The sequence below is a fragment of the Sphingobium sp. CFD-1 genome, from assembly GCF_024611115.1.
GTDB lineage: Bacteria > Pseudomonadota > Alphaproteobacteria > Sphingomonadales > Sphingomonadaceae > Sphingobium > Sphingobium baderi_A.
Genome location: NZ_CP084398.1, coordinates 2,441,615 through 2,461,984, shown reverse-complemented (window position 1 = coordinate 2,461,984; position 20,370 = coordinate 2,441,615). Strand labels below are relative to the sequence as shown.

The 20,370-nt window shown below is 60.8% G+C and carries 22 protein-coding genes; 5 read left to right on the top strand and 17 right to left on the bottom strand.

Annotated elements, in window-relative coordinates:
• Window positions 1-17 precede the first annotated feature (17 nt).
• From LDB26_RS12455 to LDB26_RS12445, 3 genes are read right to left on the bottom strand one after another with little or no spacing between them, the layout of a single operon-like run.
• Complete coding sequence (locus tag LDB26_RS12455; protein ID WP_257538614.1) at window positions 18-743, bottom strand: SDR family oxidoreductase; 726 nt, start codon at window positions 741-743, stop codon at window positions 18-20.
• A 22-nt stretch (window positions 744-765) separates the two neighbouring features.
• Window positions 766-1,767: an NADP-dependent oxidoreductase gene (locus LDB26_RS12450; RefSeq protein WP_257538612.1), complete on the bottom strand. Its 1,002-nt coding sequence runs from the start codon at window positions 1,765-1,767 to the stop codon at window positions 766-768.
• Window positions 1,760-2,209 (bottom strand): nuclear transport factor 2 family protein, encoded by a 450-nt coding sequence (locus tag LDB26_RS12445; protein WP_231746324.1) that lies wholly within the window; start codon window positions 2,207-2,209, stop codon window positions 1,760-1,762. Before LDB26_RS12445 ends, LDB26_RS12450 begins: the two co-directional genes overlap by 8 nt.
• Window positions 2,210-2,353: 144 nt before the next feature.
• Between LDB26_RS12445 and LDB26_RS12440 the strand changes: the two genes are divergently transcribed.
• From LDB26_RS12440 to LDB26_RS12430, 3 genes are read left to right on the top strand one after another with little or no spacing between them, the layout of a single operon-like run.
• On the top strand, window positions 2,354-2,671 hold the full coding sequence (locus tag LDB26_RS12440; RefSeq protein WP_257538610.1) for a putative quinol monooxygenase: 318 nt from the start codon (window positions 2,354-2,356) through the stop codon (window positions 2,669-2,671).
• A complete protein-coding gene (locus LDB26_RS12435) occupies window positions 2,668-3,816 on the top strand; it encodes a serine hydrolase (RefSeq protein WP_257538608.1) in 1,149 nt (382 codons plus the stop codon). The genes LDB26_RS12440 and LDB26_RS12435 overlap by 4 nt, the downstream gene beginning before the upstream one ends.
• Before the next feature lie 4 nt (window positions 3,817-3,820).
• Entirely contained in the window at window positions 3,821-5,419 is a 1,599-nt protein-coding gene (locus tag LDB26_RS12430) for a GMC family oxidoreductase (protein WP_257538606.1), read from the top strand.
• Between the two features lie 11 nt (window positions 5,420-5,430).
• On the opposite strand, the gene LDB26_RS12425 is transcribed toward LDB26_RS12430, so the two are convergent.
• Window positions 5,431-7,770, bottom strand: a complete 2,340-nt coding sequence (locus LDB26_RS12425) for a membrane-bound PQQ-dependent dehydrogenase, glucose/quinate/shikimate family (RefSeq protein WP_257538604.1) — start codon at window positions 7,768-7,770, stop codon at window positions 5,431-5,433.
• A gap of 35 nt (window positions 7,771-7,805) precedes the next feature.
• On the bottom strand, window positions 7,806-8,261 hold the full coding sequence (locus tag LDB26_RS12420) for a nuclear transport factor 2 family protein (protein ID WP_257538602.1): 456 nt from the start codon (window positions 8,259-8,261) through the stop codon (window positions 7,806-7,808).
• A gap of 147 nt (window positions 8,262-8,408) precedes the next feature.
• Here LDB26_RS12420 and LDB26_RS12415 point away from each other — a divergent pair, with 147 nt between their 5' ends.
• On the top strand, window positions 8,409-8,933 hold the full coding sequence (locus LDB26_RS12415) for an ester cyclase (protein ID WP_062067083.1): 525 nt from the start codon (window positions 8,409-8,411) through the stop codon (window positions 8,931-8,933).
• 244 nt (window positions 8,934-9,177) lie between these two features.
• Here LDB26_RS12415 and LDB26_RS12410 read toward each other — a convergent pair whose 3' ends face one another.
• The 10 genes from LDB26_RS12410 to LDB26_RS12365 form a co-directional block, all read right to left on the bottom strand.
• Window positions 9,178-9,933 (bottom strand): SDR family NAD(P)-dependent oxidoreductase, encoded by a 756-nt coding sequence (locus tag LDB26_RS12410; RefSeq protein ID WP_062067080.1) that lies wholly within the window; start codon window positions 9,931-9,933, stop codon window positions 9,178-9,180.
• Window positions 9,930-10,769 carry an alpha/beta fold hydrolase gene (locus LDB26_RS12405; RefSeq protein ID WP_257538600.1) on the bottom strand — a complete coding sequence of 280 codons (840 nt, stop codon included), beginning with the start codon at window positions 10,767-10,769 and terminating at the stop codon, window positions 9,930-9,932. Before LDB26_RS12405 ends, LDB26_RS12410 begins: the two co-directional genes overlap by 4 nt.
• A gap of 15 nt (window positions 10,770-10,784) precedes the next feature.
• The gene (locus LDB26_RS12400; RefSeq protein ID WP_231746323.1) at window positions 10,785-11,339 is read right to left on the bottom strand and encodes a VOC family protein; all 555 of its coding nucleotides are present in this window, start codon (window positions 11,337-11,339) and stop codon (window positions 10,785-10,787) included.
• A 20-nt stretch (window positions 11,340-11,359) separates the two neighbouring features.
• Window positions 11,360-11,749, bottom strand: coding sequence for a MaoC family dehydratase (locus LDB26_RS12395; RefSeq protein WP_062067074.1), 390 nt, complete (start codon window positions 11,747-11,749; stop codon window positions 11,360-11,362).
• On the bottom strand, window positions 11,746-12,204 hold the full coding sequence (locus LDB26_RS12390; RefSeq protein ID WP_062067070.1) for a hypothetical protein: 459 nt from the start codon (window positions 12,202-12,204) through the stop codon (window positions 11,746-11,748). Before LDB26_RS12390 ends, LDB26_RS12395 begins: the two co-directional genes overlap by 4 nt.
• Window positions 12,205-12,213: 9 nt before the next feature.
• Window positions 12,214-13,377: an acyl-CoA dehydrogenase family protein gene (locus LDB26_RS12385; RefSeq protein ID WP_062067067.1), complete on the bottom strand. Its 1,164-nt coding sequence runs from the start codon at window positions 13,375-13,377 to the stop codon at window positions 12,214-12,216.
• 176 nt (window positions 13,378-13,553) lie between these two features.
• The gene (locus LDB26_RS12380; protein WP_257538598.1) at window positions 13,554-14,330 is read right to left on the bottom strand and encodes an SDR family oxidoreductase; all 777 of its coding nucleotides are present in this window, start codon (window positions 14,328-14,330) and stop codon (window positions 13,554-13,556) included.
• A complete protein-coding gene (locus LDB26_RS12375; protein ID WP_082635241.1) occupies window positions 14,327-15,067 on the bottom strand; it encodes an alpha/beta fold hydrolase in 741 nt (246 codons plus the stop codon). The genes LDB26_RS12380 and LDB26_RS12375 overlap by 4 nt, the downstream gene beginning before the upstream one ends.
• Window positions 15,068-15,072: 5 nt before the next feature.
• Window positions 15,073-16,026: a VOC family protein gene (locus LDB26_RS12370; RefSeq protein WP_257538596.1), complete on the bottom strand. Its 954-nt coding sequence runs from the start codon at window positions 16,024-16,026 to the stop codon at window positions 15,073-15,075.
• A 52-nt stretch (window positions 16,027-16,078) separates the two neighbouring features.
• A complete protein-coding gene (locus LDB26_RS12365) occupies window positions 16,079-16,930 on the bottom strand; it encodes a fumarylacetoacetate hydrolase family protein (protein WP_257538594.1) in 852 nt (283 codons plus the stop codon).
• Window positions 16,931-17,057: 127 nt separating this feature from the next.
• Here LDB26_RS12365 and LDB26_RS12360 point away from each other — a divergent pair, with 127 nt between their 5' ends.
• A complete protein-coding gene (locus LDB26_RS12360) occupies window positions 17,058-17,768 on the top strand; it encodes an FCD domain-containing protein (RefSeq protein ID WP_062067055.1) in 711 nt (236 codons plus the stop codon).
• Window positions 17,769-17,775: 7 nt separating this feature from the next.
• Here the strand turns inward: LDB26_RS12360 and LDB26_RS12355 are convergent, their stop codons facing one another.
• Both LDB26_RS12355 and LDB26_RS12350 read right to left on the bottom strand, forming a co-directional pair.
• Window positions 17,776-18,558 (bottom strand): SDR family NAD(P)-dependent oxidoreductase, encoded by a 783-nt coding sequence (locus LDB26_RS12355; protein WP_062067052.1) that lies wholly within the window; start codon window positions 18,556-18,558, stop codon window positions 17,776-17,778.
• Between the two features lie 42 nt (window positions 18,559-18,600).
• Window positions 18,601-20,220 carry a class I adenylate-forming enzyme family protein gene (locus LDB26_RS12350; protein WP_257538593.1) on the bottom strand — a complete coding sequence of 540 codons (1,620 nt, stop codon included), beginning with the start codon at window positions 20,218-20,220 and terminating at the stop codon, window positions 18,601-18,603.
• Window positions 20,221-20,370: the final 150 nt, after the last annotated feature.

Here is a 20,370-nt window from a genome sequence, read left to right as displayed (position 1 = left end):
AGGCCGCTGGTTCGATCTTAATAGCTATCCGCCGCCGCATAGACGTGAATGCGTGCGATGTTGGTTCGTTCGGACTGCTGTGCGATGACGACGACCGCATCGGCAATATCCTGGGGCTGCATCGGCGGGATGAAGCTATCCCATGAGGGTTGGCCTCTGGCCTTCATATCCTCGAAGATTTCCGTGCTGGTGGTGCCGGGCGCAACGATGCCTACTTTGACTCCCGTCCCGGCCAGTTCGACTCTCAGGCAGTCGGTAAATGATTCCAGTGCGCGCTTCAGCCCGCCATAGACACCTACGCCCGGAGCGGTGATGTTTGCACCGATGCTGGAAATGTTGATGATCTGCCCCTTGCCCGCAGCCTTCATCGTGCGCGCGAAAAGAGTGCTGGCACGGACCACCGCTTCATAGTTGATCGCGATCATGGGGCGTAGCTGGTCGAGGTCGAATGCGTCGATCGGCGCGGCGTGCAGCATCCCGGCATTGTTGACCAGAATGTCGGCGCGACCAAATCGCTCGAGCACGAAGTCGTGTAACCGTTGGGGGGCGTCTGGATCCGCCATGTCGGCGGTAAATGCAGTGCTTCCACGGCCAAGTTCCTCGGCCAGCGCAGAGAGACGGTCGGCCCGCCGTGCGACCAGCACAAGTGTTGCGCCCGCTTCGGCAAGCGCGCGGGCGCTGGCCGCGCCGATGCCCGAAGATGCGCCGGTGACGATGGCGATCTGCCCTTCCAGATTATTCATGACGTGATTTCCTCTTCCCAGATCAGACGAGACGGATCAGCCTCTTGCCGTCATTTTCCCCGCGATAGAGACCGGCGAGCGCATCGGGGCAAGCTTCGATCCCATCCAATATGTCTTCGCGCCATGTGATCCGGCCTTCCGCGATCCATGCGCGCAATTGCGCCGCCGCGTCGGCATAGCGATCGCCATGATCGAAGATGACGAAACCTTCCATTCGGGCCCGCTTGACCAGCAGGTGGCGTTCAATGCGTGGCCCCGTTGGCCATGGCGCCCAGCGGTCTATCGATGCAGTTCCGCATACGATCACACGCCCGCGCAGCGCCAGATGAGGCAGAACCGAATCGCTGATCCCACCGGCGACATTGTCGAAATAAACGTCGATGCCCTGCGGCGCATATTCCGCGATCGCCGCCCCCACATCCTGCGCGCGGTAATCGATGGCGTGGTCATAGCCATAGTCTTCCACGCAGCGCCGCACCTTCTCCGGCCCTCCGGCTATGCCGATCGTGCGGCAGCCAAGGATGCGGGCGATCTGGCCAACTGCTGATCCAACCGCGCCGGCTGCGGTCGACACCAGCACGGTCTCACCCGCGCGGGGCTGGCCGGTCAGGGTGAGAGCCAGGTAGGCCGTCATGCCGTTGATACCGAGAATGCCGAGCGATGCCCGCATCTCCCGCTCCGTGGTACGCTGGACCACCTGATCCGCCGCGACGCAGGCATAATCCTGCCACCCGAACCAGCCCGTTACATGATCGCCGACCGCATAATCCGGATGCGCGGAGGCCAGTATCTGGCCTGAGGCAAGGCTACGCATGACCGAACCGATGGCCACGGGAACGGCGTAGTTGCCCACGTCGGCAATCCAGCCGCGCATGGCCGGTTCAATCGACAGATAATGATTCCGCACCAGTATCTGGCCCTGGGCAGGCTGTTCGATCGGCGCTTGGCGAATGGCGAAATTTTCGGCCTGCGCGATTCCCGCGGGCCGAGACGTCAATATGACTTGGCGGTTGAGATCAATCATCCATTCCGGCCTTCACGAGGGTGAATTTTCGTCGCGAAATTTTCCACCCGTCCGAGGTGCGGACCAGGCAGTCGTCATAAAAGCCAGTCGCGCGATGGGTCACGCCACCCTGAGCCGCTTCGGGCAGGATCGCGTCCACATAGCTGCGCGCATGCACCTGATTGTTGCGATTCTCTATCACGATATTGGTGATGCGGTGTAATGTCAGCCCCATGTTACGGTGCGCGGCCGCCATATATTCTGCGATTTCGCGCGGACCGCGCCAACGCCCGAAGCTGCCATAATCGGCTTCGCAATCATGGGCGAAGCAGGTGCGAAACAACGGCCAGTCACGCGTATCGATGCCAGTGGCATAACGCAGCAGCACATGTTCGATCGCACGTTCGTCGTCAGCGCCGACGGGCAAGCGTCTCACCAGGCTGTCATGTGCGGGCATCTTCATTCTCTCCCCTTGTTTCCAGCAGAAACATAGAGAGGCGCCGTTCAATCTTGCCCGCCAAAGGATAGGATTGGCCTGCATGATCCTGCTATTTATGAATAATTGGCGAGCGCGTATATCGTCTGTCCGTAGGAGAAGAAAAATGCGGTGGCCGAAGACATGATATTGATTGACGTCGCCCTGACGACGACGGAGGCCAATCGCGGGGCTTTGGTGAGCTTGCTTGGCCAGACGGTTGCCGGATCGGAGGCGGAACCGGGATGCGCCACCTATCGCGCCACGGTCGCGCTGGATGATCCGCTGAAATTCCACATCCTGGAATTGTGGGAGAGCGAAAGCGCCTATCTGGCACATTGCAAAGGCGCGCCCCTTGCCCGGTTCCTGGAGCAATTGCCGGGATGCGGGACAATCGTGTCGATCAACCGGAGAGTAGGTCCTTTCCAACTCTATGAGAAAAAGCCATGACGATGGACAGCGCGGTCAATCAATCGGTTCGACAAGCGTTGCACCGCGCCATTGCCGAAAAAGGCGAAATCGGCATTCAAGTGGCCGCCTATCTGGGCGAGGAACTGGTGATCGATTGCTGGGCCGGGGTAGCCGATCGGGAAAGCGGTCGTCCTGTCGATGCCGATACCTTGTTCAACGTGTTTTCCGTGTCCAAGGCCGTCGTGTCGACGGCGGTCCATGTGCAGGCAGAAAAGGGGCTGGTGGAATATGACCGGCCCATCGCGGACTATTGGCCGGAATTCGCACAGAACGGCAAGGAAACCATCACCGTCCGCGACGCTCTCAACCACCATACGGGCACGCCGCAGATGCCGCCCGGAACGACGCCGGAATCCATGTGCGACTGGGATTTCATGGCGCGCGGCATCGCCGGCCTGACTCCCATATTACCGCGCGACAAGCCGGCCTACCAGGCGATGTCCTTTGGCTGGGTATTGGGCGAGGTGGTGCGGCGAACCGATCCGCAATGCCGGGACTTCGGGCGCTTCGTCCAGGAAGAGATATGCGAACCCTATGGCATCACCGATCTGTGGATCGGCATGCCCGACGAGGCCGAACGGCGCGTCGCCACGCTGGTGGATGAAGGATCGTCGGCCAGCTTTCCCGACGACAGCTATTTTGCGATGGCGCTGCCCAATAATGTGCGCCTGATCCCCGACGTGTTCGAACGGCCTGCGGTGCGCCGCGCGGCGGTGGCGGCGGTCGGCGGCATCTTCAATGCGCGTAGCGAGGCGCGCTTCTGGGCAATCTGGGCCAATGGCGGCGCTCTGGACGGGAAGCGGCTATTGTCGAAGGAGAGGGTCGATGCGGCCTGCCTGCCGCGCGCCAACAGTGAGGCGCCGGATCCGGTTTACTTCAACGCGCCAATGCCACTCAGCCAGGGTGGCTTCTGGATGTATTCGCCCACCACGCCGCTGACTTGTCCTGCAAAGGGCGAGCGCACGATCTGCGTCCCCGGCGCGGGTGGCTCGCTGGGCTGGGCCGATCCTGATACGGGTCTTGCCGTTGCCTTCTGCCATAACCGGATGATGCGCCCGCGCAGTTGCGAGGACCATCCTCTGTACGAAATCGCCGACGTCATACGCTCCAGCCTGGGCGTCTGAATGCATGGAGGTTTTCGATCATGTGATCGTCGGCGGCGGGACGGCCGCGGGCATATTGGCGTGGCGGCTGACCGGGGCGGGGCGCAGCATATGCGTGCTGGAAGCGGGGCCGCCCGATAGTAAATTCTATCATCGCGTGCCCGCCGGGTTCATCAAGACGTTGTTCGATCCCGACGTCACCTGGCAGCTCGCGAGCACGCCCAATCCCCACAGCGGCGATCGGCCGATCCAATATACGCAGGGCAAGGTTCTGGGCGGATCGAGCAGCGTCAACGGCATGGTCTATAATCGCGGTCAGCGCGCCGACTTCGATCATTGGGCGCAGCTGGGCAATCGTGGCTGGGGTTATGATGACATATTGCCCTATTTCCGCCGGACCGAGCGACGGGAAGGGGAGGGCGACGATGCCTATCGCGGGCGCGAGGGGCGCTTGGGCGTGAGCACATCGCCTTGGCCGAGCGCGGTGGTCGATGCTTTCATCGATTCCGCAGCCGAGCGGGGGCATCCCTATAATCCCGATTATAATGGCGCCCGGCAGGAAGGCGTGGGCCGCTATCAAAGCGCAATCGCAGGGGGGCGGCGCGCCAGCACAGCTACCGCCTTTCTGCATCCTGCAAGGCGGATGGGCGCCGTGGTGCGAACTCATGCACTGGCAACGCGCATCCTGATGGAAGGAAAACGCGCGAGCGGCGTCGCTTATCGGCAGCATGGCGAGACGAAGGAGGTGACGGCGCGGCGGAGCGTTATTCTGGCCGCTGGAACGACCAATACGCCCAAGCTGCTCCAATTGTCAGGCATCGGTCCTGCGGCGTTGTTGCAGCGCCATGGTATTCCGGTGCTGCACGCCCTGCCCGGTGTGGGTGAGAATTTCCATGATCATTACAGTCCACGCCTTGTGGTCCGGCTGCGCGAGGGCGTGGACAGCCTGAACGCTCACGTGCGGGGTCTGCCTCTGGTCGGCCAGGTGCTGCGCTGGATGAGCGGTCGGCCGAGTATACTCGCGCTGTCGCCCGCGCTGGTGCATGTGTTTGGGCGCAGCGACCCGGCCTTCGACATGACCGACTACAGCCTGGTTTTCACGCCAGGCAGCTACAAACAGGGCTTTATCGGACGGCTTGACGATTTTCCCGGCATGACCTGCGGGGCGTGGCAGATGCGCCCCGAAAGCCGGGGCCATGTACGGATAGCATCGGCGGACCCGATGGATGTGCCGCTGCTCGATCCCGATTATCTGGGGGTGGAGAAGGATCGCGCTGTCCTGATCGCGGCGTTGCGGGAAGCGCGCGCGATCCTGTCTGCCGCGCCGCTGGCGCCGATGGTTGAAGGTGAACTTTTCCCCGGGCCGGATGTCCAGAGTGACGACGAATGGCTGGATTTCGCCCGCCAATATGGCAACAGCAGCTATCATCTGGTCGGAACCGCCAAAATGGGACCGGCTAGCGATCCGATGACGGTGGTGGATGATCGGTTGCGGGTTCATGGGTTGGACGGGCTGCGGGTGGTGGATGCCTCCATCATCCCGGTTATCCCGTCAGCCAACACCTATGCCGCTACGATGATGATCGCCGAAAAGGCATCGGACATGATTCTGTCCGACGCCTAAAAGGCTTGCGTCTATTCCCGCTTGGGCAGGGCGTAGGCGACCAGTTCGTCGCTTGCGCCCGACAGCATTGCGCCGTGTCCGCCTGCCGCGATCACCACGAACTGGCGGCCGCTGGCATCGGACCAGTAGGTGGAAGGGGAGGCGTTGCCGCCAGCAGGCAGTCGCGCCTTCCAGAGCAGGCGGCCCGTTGCCGTCTCATAGGCGCGGAACATATGTTCCTGTGTCGCGCCGATGAAGGTGAGGCCGCTCGCCGTTGCGACCGATCCACCAATATTGGGCACGCCCATGGGAATGGGCACGAAAGTCGGCAGGGCCAGCGGGCCGCTGTCGCGTGAGGTGCCGAATATCCTGCTCCAGACCAGTTTGCCGGTTTTGAGATCGACGGCGTTGATGCGCCCATAAGGTGGTTGTTGGCAGGGAATGGCCAGCGGCGAGAGGAAAGGTGCGATATGGGCGGCGTAGGGCACGCCCATCTGCGCGACCGGACCGCCGACATCGCTCATATGCTCGGCGTTCATCGGTTTGATGCCCTGCCGGTCGGCATCGGCCCTTGGTATCAGGCGATTATAGTTGGCGACCTGATTGTTGTTCACGATCATCAAGCCGCGCCGGGGGTCGACCGATACGCCGCCCCAGTCGATCCCGCCCAGATAACCGGGCCAGGTGACGGTCGGATGATCGGTCGACAGAGGCGTCATGTCGCCATCGAAGCGTGCCTGCCGAAAACGGATGCGGCACATCGCCTGATCGATGGGGGTGAGGCCCCACATGCCCCTTTCGGTAGGGCGAGGGCCGCCGAAGCTGGGGATGGCGACCGAATAGGGCTGGGTCTTCGACAGCCGTTCGCCGGGGACGGCGCCCTGAGGGACGGGGCGTTCCTCAACCGGCAATATGGGCTTGCCGGTTGCGCGGTCGAGGAAGAAGATTTCCCCGCGCTTGGTCGGCTGGAGCAGACCGCGCACGCCGCCGGGAAGATCGACCAGGGTGGGCTGGGCAGGAACATCATAGTCCCACAGGTCATGATGCGTTGTCTGGAACGACCAGCGTACCGCGCCGCTTTCCGCGTCCAGCGCCAGCACGGCACTGGAATAACGGTCATCATTGGCCGTGCGATGCCCCCCGAAATAATCCGGCGTGGCATTGCCTGTGGGTACATAGACAAGCCCCAGTGCTTCGTCCGAACTCATCGGTGCCCAGCTATTGGGCGTGCCAGGCGTAAAGATAGCGCCGGATGGCGGCAGGCCGTGCTCGTCGGGTCGACCAATGTCGAAAGCCCAGGAAAAATCGCCCGTGACGGCATCGAATGCCCGGACGACGCCTGAAGGTTCCTTGATTTTCTGGCCATCCATCACCCAACCGCCCAGCACGAGGCGGCCCCGCACCAGCGCGGGGGGCGAGGTAACGAAATAATAGCCCTTGTCGACGTTGCCCAATCCGACCTTCAGATCCACCTGGCCGCCCCGTCCGAAGCCGGGGCAGAGGCTGCCGGTCGCGGCGTCGAGTGCGATCAGCCGGGCGTCAAGCGTCGCGGTATAGATGCGCTCGGCGCAAACCCCCGTTGCCTGCGGGACGCGATAATAAGTGACGCCGCGGCAGACGAGACCATAGACGCCCGCAAGATCGGTATTCGGATGATGCCGCCACAATTGCCGACCCGTTTCCGGATCGAGCGCGATCACATCATTATTACCAGCGCAGAGGAACAGGCGATTGCCCACCTTGAGCGGGTTGGCCTGAAAGGCGGAGCCCTGCTTGCCGTCGCTCAGCTTTCCGGTGTGAAAGGTCCAGGCCTTTTCCAGATTGCCCACATTGGCAGGTGTGATCTGAGCCAGCGGCGAAAAGCGCGATCCGCCGCGATCGTTCCCATAGGCGATCCAATCGCCATCGGCCGGTTGCGAAGGCCCGGCTCCCCAGATGTCGCTGCCGGCCATCGGCGACCGATCGATCCAGAAGGCGGTGCCGACTGCGCCGACCAACAGCAGCAAAAGGCCGGGCCACATGATGCGCGCGCCGACGAATCGTCCGGCAAGCCCGACGTGCCGCCGATAGAAGGGGGTGAGCATATAAAGGCCCATGGCGACAGGCATGGCGAGCCGGGGGGCAAGCGCCCAGCCATCCAATCCGACCTCCCAAAGCGCCCAGCACAGATTGGCTGCCAGAAAGGCCCAATAGACGGTAACGGACAGAGCCGACCTGCGGCAGCCAAGATAGGCCGTAACGACCATGACAAGGCCAGAGAAAACATACCAGATCGATCCGCCGAGCAACGCCAGACGTCCTCCCAGCCATAATAGAGACAGGCCGACGAGGCACATCAACAGAAGGAAAAGAACATTCAGAAAGCGTTGCATCGGCCCCCCCGGAATCTGGCTAAACTATGGCAGGATCAGGCGGGCAATTGCGCCGCGAGCCAGTCCGGCACGTTCAGCCGATAGCATTTCTGTTCATAGAGTCGGCTGATCTTCCAGCCTTGCCCGGTGCGAACGAATTCATGATGATACCAGAGGCCAAAGACCAGCGTATCGGTCGTTTCGCCGTCACTGACGGTCATCGGATTGTAGCAGGCCGTCTTGGTCTTTGCCCGGTCGCCCTCAATCTGATACTGGGTGGTCGAAACCGCGTGTTGGAAGGCAGGAATCGGTGCCAGACTCTCCGCAAGGAACGTCTTGATTTCCGCCAGTCCGCCGACGATGCCCACCATTTCCGAATAGTCGATCACCGCATCTTCGGTGAAATAGCGGTCCAGCGCGTTCCAATCGCGTGTATCGACAGCGTAGCAATAGCCGACGATCAGGTCCTGAATTTCGAACCGATCAGACATTTCCTGCAGGGTCAGTGTCATAGCCTCTCCTTTATTCTATAGAATTGTTGCTGACACAGTGCGGGACGCACGCCGCCTTCCATTAGGTAGGTGTAGAGGGGGGTGGCTATGGGGATGAAACGGCACCCCCGGGGCGATCCCGCGGACCATTTTATCAAGGAGATTATTATGGGCCTTGCCCCGTTCACGGAAGCCGATTTCGTCCTGTCCAAGGATAAGCGGGCAGAAATCACCGCCGGGCTGACCGAGCGGCAGGCGTTCATGGTCAATCACTGGATGGACCTGCACGAGGTCATCAACCGCGGCGATTGGGACGGCATGGACCGGTTCTTCAACACCGACACCATGACCTATGACAATCCCAACCGGCCTGACCTGGGCACCTATCATGTCTGGAAGACCTCGCCGCAGGGCCTTTACAAGACTTTCCCGCCCAGCCTCTATCGCACGCTGAAGGCATGGGGCCGCGGCGAGGACGAGATCTGCGTCCTGTGCCACCACCATGGCAAGCACACCGGCGGTCCTTACATGGGCGTCCAGCCGACCGGGAATGACCTCAATGTCCTGTGGTTCTCCTGGCTGCGTTTCCGCGGCGACAAGATCGACCATATCTATTCGATCTCCGACGTGTTGACCATGCTGAAGGATCTGGAAGTCATCAACGTTCCGCAGCCGGTCGATCCTTACAAATAATCGACATGCCGGCCCGGCGCGCATCGATAGCGCGCCGGGCCAGCAAGCTTTTGGATAGGGATCGATCAACCGTCTACGCCTCTATTAAGGCTCTGCGCGATCTGAAAGCGTACTATTCGCCTGCTGGCGGGCGTATGCGCTAGGGAGATACCCAAAACGCTTCAGGCGGCAGCGCAACCATGTAGCGTAAGCTGGCCCGAACTGAATTCCCGAACTTGCGATAATGTCACGGCAATGCCGGCTTTTAGAGGCTGAAGCCTCCATCGACGATCAAGGTTTGACCGGTCACATATTTCGCCTTGTCGGAAGCCAGGAAAGCCACGGATTCAGCGATATCTTCACCACTACCGAAACATTGCAAGGCTATGCGCTTGCGCTGCGTTTCCCATATTTCAGGTGAATAAAGCGACTTGAGGAAATCGGCGCCCAAACCGGCATCGATGATCCCCGGCGCGACCATATTGGCCCGAATGCCATAGCGGCCTTCCTCCTTGGCGACCGCGCGGCCCAATGCTTCCATCCCTGCCTTGGGAACGGAGGAAAGGGCATCACCGGGCGGGAAACAGTAATTGGCGACCGAAACGACCGCGACGAAATTGCCGAAACCCTGGGTACGGAAATGGGGAAGGGTTGCAGACACGATGCGGGTAAAGCCGATCAGTTCGATCTCGATCACTTCGCGCCATTGCTCTTCGCTGATCTTGCTGACGAAAGGCTGGGGTATCTCGACCCCGCTGGCAAAGATCATGGTGCCGATGGTGCCGAACCGATCGACGGTCGCGCGAATGCCCGCTTCTATGGAGTCGCGGTTGGATAGATCGCAGGAAACGGGAAGCGCCTGACCGATGCCATTCTGCAAGGATGCCGCGACCGCCAGCGCTTTCTCGCGGCTGGAACGATAGCCGATGGCGATATTGTCCCATTCGGTTGACAGGCGGCGGCAGATGGCGCTGCCAAGGCCACCCGTCCCACCAACCACAAAGGCCGCGCCCTTGTTCATAGTGGCATGTGGATAGCAAGGTGGTGCAGCAGGCGCTCGGCAAAAGCGTCGTTGCGGTCCCCGGTGAACATGTGGCCCACGCCACGGGCGATCTCGACGTGCAATTGCGGGGTGAGCGCATGGAAGCGCTTGACGCTTTCGTCCGAAACGATGTCGCTCAGTTCCGCCTTCACGAGAATCAGCGGCGATTTGACGCGGCGAGCTGCCGCAATAAGCGTCTCTCCTTCCGAGGGAGGATGGAGAAATTCCGGCGCAGTCGTGCGCGGATCCCAGTGCCAGAACAGGCGACCATCTTCCTCGCGCATCGATTTGGCAAGGCCGGAGACGTTGGGAAGCCGGGGCTGGCCAAGATGGACGTGCAGCGCGTCGGCGGCATCCTCAAGCGATGCGAAGCCGGAATCGCTTGCGCGGAAGAAGCCGCGAATTTCGTCCACTCCCGTATCGACCATATAGGGCGCGACGTCGGCCAGCATGATGAGGCGAACCCGGTCGGGACGGTGCGAGCCACCCACCAGGGCCGATTGACCACCGCGTGATGCGCCCACCAGGGCAAGCGGTCCTTCGATGGCCTGGATGATGGCTTCGACATCGCGGCCATAGGCTTCCAGCAGATAGTCGCCATCGCTGGCCCAGCCGCTGTCGCCATGGCCGCGCAGATCGAATGTCAGGCCATAATAGCCCGCTTGTGCAACGTGCCGGGCCGAGCCTGCCCATGACCGGCGACTTTGCCCCCCCCCGTGGAAAAAGCAGACGGCCGGAGCGGCCGGGTCGCCATAGGCGTCCGCAACCATCTCCAGTCCGTCACCCGGCAGGCTTATCCGCTTTGGCGTTATCATGCCGGAACCGTGCACTTACTCAGCAGCGACTGGCGGCACCATTTCGGCGAACGAGGGATGTTCACCGGGGCCTTTATAGGCGAATTTCCCGGGTGCATGGTGCCATTTGCCGTCGTTGCGGCTTTCATAGGGCGAAGCAACCTCGATCAGGCAGCCATGAGTGCTCTTGTGGCCGACCCAGCTCCACTTCTGCCAGGTCATGTCCGGATCATTATAGGTCTGGCCACCGCCGGGCAGGTGCAATCCTTCCGCCTTCAGCTTTTCCATCGAGCCCGGCACATCGTCGGTCGCATAACAGAGGTGATGAACATGCTCACCGACCTTCTCCAGGCGGTCGCCCATGGGCGTGCCGGGGGCGGGCTGGATGAACTGGATTTCCGTGCCGCCATTGTTGACGAACGTAGCCCATTTCATGCCCGCGTCATCGCCGCTGGAGAACTCGTCATATTTCACGATGCGTTCTTCCAGCGATGCGGGATCAAGCACGCGCAGGATCTTGGTCCAGTCTTCAATCGCCTTATCCAGGTCTCGGACGACCATGCAAACATGGGCAAAAGGTCCGCTAGGCATTTACTTTCTCCTCGTATCTCTCAGATTTCCACGATCGCCGTGCCGGAATTGACCGTGCCCCGGCCATCGACATCCAACGTAAATTCGCAGGTCACGACATTGCCGTCGATGGCCGCGACCTTGCCTGTCACCACCGCGCGGTCGCCGCCATAGACATTGTCCAGAAAGCGCGAATCCATCGTTTTGATCCGGCCGCCGGGAAAGGCGCGCATCAGCATGTTCATCATATAGGCGACGTTGATCGGCCCTTGATTGATGACCCGGTCGCCCAGCCCCTTCGCCTTCACCACCTCGACATCGAGATGAATGGGGTTTGGATCGGCAAGGAACACGGCCCATTGCTTCATGGCCTCGGGGCTGACGCTTTCGATCGTGAAGGGCGGCAGTGCGTCTCCGATAGCGTAGCTCATGCGGCGAACTCCTTGCGGGGCAGGACCCACACATTGTCGGTTTCAAGCACTCTGGTCCCATCGAGCAAGTGCAGGCGCAGGCGATAGGTGAGCACGTCCATGACACCAAGCTTGCGGCTGCGCTTGCGGACGAGACTGAGGATTTCGCCTGTCACCTTATAGCTTTCCCCCACCTTAAGGGGAGCGTCGAAGCGCACGCCGCTGCTACCCATCATCGGGCCGTCCTCGACATCGAATTCGCACGCCTCGCACACGCCGGCAACCGTCTTGCCCATCGCGACCTGCGTTGCGATGTAATAATAAATCGGGTGCGCGGTTCCATCGGTGGCGGGCTCTATCCCGGTCGAACGGCACAAGGCGGCGTTTTCCTCGGCCGTGATGACAAAGACCTTTGTGCCATCCAGCGAAGTGCCAGCGGCGTCCGGGGCAGGAGGAAGATCGTCAAGATCGCTCATGGCAGTTCCTTAGAAGGAGCGCGGCAGGCCGAGGCTCTCGGCGATTGTATTGCGCACCATTTCGTTGCTGATCGGCGTCATTCGCAGAATTCGGTGATCGCGCCAGTAACGCTGCATGTCGGTTTCCGCCGAATAGCCCATGCCGCCCAGAATCTGAATGCCCAGATCCGCGGCCTTCACGGCATTTTCGGTAGCGACCATCTTGAGCATGTTCGCTTCGATGCCGCAGGGCATGCCGTTGCTCTGCATCCATGCAACATTGTAAAGCAGCAGTTCGGTGAGCTTCTGCCAGGTCGCGATGTCCGCCACATAATGTTGCAGAATCTGGAAGCGACCGATGATGCCGCCGAACGCCTTGCGTTGCAGCATATACTCCACCGCATCTTCCAGTACGCCGTCGATCGCGCCCAGGCACTGCGCCCCGACCATGATCCGTTCATTGTTGAGCGTAGGCAGCATCGCATACCAGGCCTGGCCGGGCTCGCCCAGAACATCTTCGTCGGGGACGAAGACATCCTCATAATGAACCTCGCACGAACCCATGGCTCGCATGCCCAGCTTGGGAAGAAGCGAGGCGGTGATGCCGGGCGCCTTCGCATCGACGAAGAACATGGTAAGGCCATGATGCTTCTTCTCGACATTTTTGTCGGTGCGCGCGAGGACGAGCAGGCGATCGGCGGCCTTGGCGCCTGTCGTCCACATCTTGGCGCCGTTGAGTTTCCAGCCGCCATCGACCTTTTCTGCGTGGGTCTTCATCGCGCCCAGAACGTCGGTGCCGCCATCGGGCTCGGTCATCGACAGCGCGACGCGGAGCTTGCCCTGCGCCATGGGGCGCAGCCAGCGATTTTTCTGCTCTTCCGTGCCGACCGCGCCGATCGTCTTCGCGCCGCCGAATGAGGTAAGGCCCCAGACCCACAGCAGACCGCCCGCCGTTCGCGCAAATTCGCGGGCGAAGATCATCTGCATCATGACGTCGCCACCCAGCCCGTCATATTCCTCAGGAATGCCTATGCCGAAAAATCCCTGCTCCGCGATCTTGTCCCACAGTGCATAGGGATAGTTTTCTTCGTCGGCTTCCAGCGTCCGCATCCAGTCCTTGGGCGCTTCCGCATCGACCCAGCGGCGAACGATGTCCCTGAATGCCTGCTGTTCTTCGGTGAGTGAAAAATCCATTGTCATTCCCGTTAATAGCGCTTCGACTAAGCCCCTGTCGGTCGCATTGCGAACCTATCGGACTATAGGGCAGGCCGTTGGTAGAAGCCAAGCATCCGGTCCATCATCATTCCCCACTGATCGGGAACCGGTACATGCATCGCGCCACTGATGCTACGCAATGAAGCTGTTTAATGTCAGATCGACAATCCACCCTCTACGGGGATGACCGATCCGGTGACATAGGCGCCTGCGCGCGACGCCAGATAGATGGCCGTGCCTGCCAGATCCTCCGGCGTACCAACGCGGCCGCGTGGGACCATGGATACCACCATCTTGCGCATTTCATCGGATGAGATGACCGTCATTTCGGATTCGAAGAAGCCAGGGGCGATCACATTGGCGGTGATGTTGTCGCGGCCAAGCCGCTTGGCGAGCGACTTCGCCATCCAGTGAATGGCGCTTTTCGAGGCCTGATAGGCGTAGTTTTCCTTCGGCCCCACCTTCAGGGCACCAACTGATCCGATATTGATGATCGATGCGGGCCGTTCCGCCGTTCCGCCCGCGCGAAGCAACGGCAGGAATTTCTGGAGCGTGAAGAAAGGCGCCTTGAGGTTCAGGTCGATGACCGGATCCCATTCGCTCTCGCCATATTCGTCGATGGATGCGTCCGCCATGGTCCCGGCATTGTTCACAAGGACGTGGACGGCGCTTTCCCGCGCGGAGACGGCCGTGATCAGTGCGTCGATCCCGGCAAGGGTCGACAAGTCGGCAACAAGGCCGGTGCAATTGCCGCCCGTAGTCGCAGAAATCTCTGCCGCTGCCGACATCACCTTGGCTTCCGTCCGGGCGCAGATATAGACTTTTGCACCTGCGGCAGCGAAGCCAGTGGCGATGTGCCGGCCGATTCCAGTCGAGCCGCCGGTGATGATGGCGACGCGATCCTTTACCGAGAACAGTTCCGCCGCGTTCATGCCTTGGCTCCCGCGCCGGCGATCTTCAGGATGAGGTCGACCGTGCCTTCGGGATCTCCAACCAGCAGGGCATGGTCGCCCGGATGGTCATGGACGGTCCAGCCAAGTTCCCGCGCCCGGTCGTGCATGGCGGTCATGACGGTGACGGCCGCCGCGATGTAATCGACAGGCTTCGCGATCGTTTCGGCGCCCACGGAGATGACGCAGGCCGTCGCCTTCATCGGCTGGTCCGACAGATTGTCGAGCAGCCATTTTTCGCGCGCCGGGTCCATGAGGTGCGGGTGATCCTTGGCGGCGGCGCGCTGCATTTCGTGCACGCCTGAACCGATTGGACCTTCGCCCGCTTCCAGCATCGCGTCCAGTGCGGCGAGTTGGTCTTCAGGAACGTAGCCCATGAGGGAGGCGATACGTTCGCCCGACCGGGGTATGATGGCGTCGAGATAAATGACCTTGGCGATGCGGTCGCCCACCTCGGCGATGACGCCGGGCGCGACGGTGCCGGCATAGCTGTGCGCTACCAGCACGACGTCGTGCAGATCCTCATATTTGAAGACATTCACGATGTCGCGCACATGAGTCGCATTGCCCACATCACGGCCGATAAGATGCTCACGCTCGCCAAAGCCGGTGAATGTCGGCGTATAGACCTTGTGCCCCTTGGCTTCCAGCAGTTCACGGACATATTTCCATGTCCAGCCGCCCATGCCGCCGCCGTGAAGAAGAACGAATGTGGTCATGAAAATCAGGCCTCCGCCGGTTCGGTGTTCTGGATGAATTCGGGAAACGGATCAGGCCCCCACAGGAACATGCTGTCTTCGGGCGCATGATTGGCTGACGGCCAGTCGACGTCAGACGGAATGAAGTCGATATCGGCCGAATATTCGCTGAAGCTGCCCCATGGGTCGCGCACATAGTAGAAATAATTGGCGCCCAGCACATGCTGGCCCAAGCCCCAATTAGGGCCATAGCCTGCCCGCGCCATGGTCGCGCCGCCCAAGCCCACTTCCATCACGGAGCCGACATCCCAACTGTTGTGATGCATACCTCGCCGGTCCGACAGGACGAGGGCAAGCAAATGGTGGTCGCTGCCATGCACACCATGCAGGAACGCGACGGCCGGCTCGCTTTTGTCGGAAAGGCGCAATCCCAGCGTCTTTTCATAATAATCGATTGCAGCGTTCACGTCAGTTGTGAAGATGGCGAAATGCGAAAGGCGGCGAGGGTGAACCTTCGGAGCCTTGCTGTTGGGAATGGCGCCGGATTCGCCGGGTGCCGAGCTGATGAAAGTGAAATGGCTTTTTTCCGATGGCGTCGCCTTGTCGGCAACGCGCACATTGATTGGCAGGCCATCGAAACCCGCGAACCAGATGCCGTTGGATTCAACTCCTTCGGGCGCATCGATTTTGCTGACCCCGCAGCTGTCGAGATGGGCTGAAAACGCTTCCATCTCATCCGCATAAATGCCGAAGCTCAAATAACGTAGTCGCTTGGCGCCGCCCTGACTCAGCACGCCCCAACGATGTGGATTGCCGACCGTATAAAGTTCGAGCGCGCCATTCTTGTCCCGCACGTCGAGACCGAAGAGCGTATAGAATTTCCGCGCTTCCTCCAGATCGGGCACTTCAAGCGCGAAATGGTCGATGGAATGGACGCCCAAAACATTGGCGCGGCGTCCTGAAGAGCTTTTCTGGTTCATCCTTCCCTCCTTCGTTGGCCGGGCGCCTATCGAATGGTGCCCGGCCTTTCGGTCATGCCGCCTTGATGGGGTTCACCAGCAGGCCGATCTTCTCGATTTCCACTTCACACACATCGCCGTCTTTCATGAACAGCGGAGGCTTGCGGGCAAGGCCGATGCCGGACGGGGTTCCCATCACCAGAACGTCGCCCGCCTCCAGGGTGAAGCAGGTGGACAGGAGAGCGACAGTGTCGGCCACATCGAAAACCATGTCCGACGTGTTGGCGCTTTGTACGACCTGCCCATTCAGGCGGGTTTCGATCTTGAGGCCTGCGCCACCCGCGGGCAGTTCGTCCGGGGTGACCAGCCACGGGCCGAAGGCGCCGGTATCGTCGAAATTCTTGCCGACGGTCCATTGCGGCGTCTTGAGCTGATAGTCGCGAACCGATCCGTCATTGAACACCGAATAGGCCGCGATGTGCGACAGCGCATCTTCCTTGCTGATATCTTTCCCGCCCTTGCCGACGACAGCGACCATTTCGCCTTCATAATCAAGCTGGTCGGAGGAGGCCGGTTTGATGATCGGAGCGCCATGCCCGATCAGGCTCGAATTGAAGCGGCCGAATACCGTAGGAAATTCCGGCACCTGGAAACCGCCCTCGGCCGCGTGATCCTTGTAGTTGAGGCCAAGGCAGATAATCTTGGGCGCCTTGACCAAGGGCGGCAGGAAGGTCAGGTCTTCCACCTTCACATCTTCACCCGTGGCGCTGACCTTGGCGCCGGCGTCCGTCAGGGCGTTGCCGCCGCTGGCGATCAGGGCGTCCAGATCATAAAGCGCAGCGTCACCGAACAGCGCCTTGACGCCCGCACCCGTGTCCACTGCCAGACCGACCGTCCCACCCTTTGTCACCTTTGCCAACCGCATGTTCTATCCTCCTGAAAATTTTCGAAACCGCTTGGTGAGCGGCATGTGATATCACCAAATATATTTCAAGTTATAAAATAGATCCAAGTGAATTGCCACGGTCTGCGAAGCTGATATAGCTGTTCCGATGACAAAAAAGCTGAGCCTGACCGAACGCGCCTATCGGCAGTTGCGGGACGATCTTTTGACTTGCCGGCTGGTGCCCGGAGCGAAGATCAATATCAAGGATATCACCGAAACTCAGGGCTTTAGCCTTGGTGCTGTTCGAGAAGCATTGTCTCGGCTCACGTCCGAAGGTTTTGTAATTCAGGACGAAGCGCGGGGATTTCGGGTAGCGCCCATTTCGATTGGTGACCTCACCGATCTGGTCGCCGTCCGCAGCGACATTGAAGGGCAATGTCTCAGGCGAGCCCTTGAGAAAGGGGGGCTGGACTGGGAGGCGTCCATCGTCAGCGCGGCGCATCGGCTGAGCAAGACCCCAACGCGCGATCCGCAGGAGGCGTCCCGCCTGAGCGAGGAGTATGCCGGTGCACATGCGGCCTTTCACCATGCTCTGGTGGCGGCGTGCGACAGTCCCTGGCTGCTTAGAATGCGTGATTGGCTTTATGCCCAGTCGGAGCGTTACCGTTATCTTACCGTGCCGATGGCTGATGGCGACCGGGATCTGGTTCACGAACATGCGGAGATTGTTGAGGCAGCGTTGGCGAGAGACGCGGATCGCGCCACTGCGCTCCTGGCGAACCATCTCATGGCCACGGCCAGGCTGCTGATCGACCGGCAGGAGGCCAAGGGCGGTCCCCCTCCCGAAATGGCTCTGGTTGCGGGTGGGGGCGTTTGACCGCATCTCAGCTTTGCTTGTTCTGACCAGTACCGCCGCCGCTCGCAGGCATCAGCATATTGCTCATGCCGCCATCGACCAACAGATCGACGCCGCTGATATGGCCGGCATGAGGGCTGATGAGGAACAGTATCGCATTGGCCACATCCTCCGCCAAACCCAGCTTACGCAGAGGAATGTTGGCCTCTCGCTGGTCGCGCCGCGACTGATCCTTATATCCCGCCGCGGTCATTGGCGTGTAGGTGGGGCCTGGCGATACGGTGTTGCAGCGGATGCCGTCCGGCCCCCATTCGATGCTGAGCTGGCGAATCATCATCAGCAGGGCAGCTTTACTGGAAGAATAAAAGCCGAGCGCGGGCGTGGGCTGGGTAGCCGACATGGACGCGGTGGCTACGAAAGCGCCCTTGCTCTTCTTGAGATGAGGATGGGCAGCCTTACCCAGCAGCCAGGACGAACGGGTGTTGATGGCGAAAATGCGGTCGAAATCGCTGATCGGCAGTTCGACCAGCGCGCCGCCCATGATGATGCCGGCATTGCTGATGACGGCGTCGATCCCGTCCATATGCGCGAGCGCCGCTTCGACCATCCTGTCGCCGCAGTCAGGCTCGGCGAGATCGACTACGCTTGTTGCCGCTGCGGGGCCTATTGCGTCGGCCACGACCTGAAGATTGGCCGCGTCGCGATCGGCGAGTAGCATCCGGTGTTCGCCCGGGATCACGGAGCCTGCCGCCAGCAATTCGGCGCATGCCCTACCGATGCCGCTTGCAGCACCCGTGATGATCACCCGCATTTCACTCTCCCTAAAATAAAGATGGCATCCATGCGCCGTGCCTCAGTCCTTCAGGCCCAGCTCTTCCATCAGCGCGCCGCGCAGTTTGAACTTCTGGATCTTGGACGCCGACATGGGCCATTCCTCTATGAATCGGATATGGCGCGGCACCTTGAAGGACGCCAGACGTTGTTTGGTATAGGCGATCAGTTCCTCCGCCTCGACTTCGACGCCGTCTTCCCGTTCGACATAAGCGGCGGGGATTTCCGCCAATCGTTCATCGGGGAGGCCGACCACCTGTGCAAGGCGGACTGCCGGATGGGTCGCCAGCACAGTTTCCACTTCCGCGGCGGCGACATTTTCACCGCCCACTTTCAGCATGTCCTTGAACCGGCCGTGGAACATGGCATGGCCATGCTCGTCGATGGAGCCGATATCGGCGCTATGATACCAGCCCTCTGCGTCCAGCGCCTGGGCGGTCTTTTCCGGGTCCTTGTAATAGCCGTCGAAGAGATTGTAGCCCCGGATGAGAATCTCTCCGCGCTCGTCGATGCCCTTTTCTTCGCCGGTTTCCGGATCGACGATCTTCAGCTCGATGCCGGGCAACGGGAAGCCAAGCTTCTTAAAGCCCATTTCCGGGTCCATCGCATAGCCGCCGGTTGTAGCGATGCCTGTCGCCTCGGTCATGCCCATGGTGCCGACTTGCAACATATTCGGGGCTTTATCGCGATAAGCCTGACCCACGCGTTCCGGCATAAAGGCGAAACAGCTGTTCTGGAGGCGCACCGAGGACATGTCGGCCTTCGTCCAGTCGGGGTGAGTAATCATCGCCTGATGGAAGGTGACGAAGGGAAGGAACATCATCGTCACCTTTTCCTCTTCGATCTGCTTCAGGCTTTCTCCGGCATCGAAGTGCGGCTGGCCGATGAACGTGCCGCCCACGTCGACCGCGCCGAGCATGCACAGCATCGCGGCGATATGGAACAGTGGCAGCGGCGACCACGCGCGTTCGTCGGGCTGGAAGGACCAGCGATAGCGAGCGAGATTCGATGCTTCGCGGGTGACGGCTTCGTGACTGAGCAGGCAGCCCTTGGGATTGGCCGATGTCCCTGACGTATAGAGAATCATGGCGGTATCACGAACCCTGACCGTCAGGCGGCAGGCATGGATATCGGCTTCGCTCACCGTCTCGACCGCCGCATCGAACGTCGCCTGATCAACGAATCCGGGAGCGGAGCGGCCTCCCAGCATGATAATTCGCTTGAGAAGGGGCGCGCCGGAGAGCGTCAGGGCGGTCGGATCAACCGTATCGGTCAGGTCGGGAAACGCTTCCGTCAGCCGGCAGCCGAAATCGATATGTTCGGTCACCATGTCGTTGGTGATGACCGCTGCCAGATCGGCATTCTCCGCGACATAGGCCATTTCCGGGGCCTTGTAGCGCGCGTTCATCAGGACAGAAACGGCGCCGCACATTGCGTTGGCGAACAGCGTTTCGACAAATTCGATGCTGGACGGCAGGAGGATGCCGACATGATCGCCGCGCTTGATGCCGAGGGCCTTCAGGCCTCGCGCCCGTTTCAGGACGCTCTGGACGACATCGTCATATGTCTTGCGTTCTCCCGGGAAAACGAGCGCTTCCTTGTTCGGGGCCTTGTCCCATCCTTTGAGGAGCAGATCGCCCAAAGTGGTTGCAGAGATACGAATTGGGGCGCAATCTTCGCCTTGTGTGACCACGGATGTCCGCTCCTAAAAATGCCGGTCAGCTGTTGATGGCGATCAGATTGCAGCCATCGCTCCTCTCTGCGCCTTTCGTTGGATAGGTGCGGCCTTGCC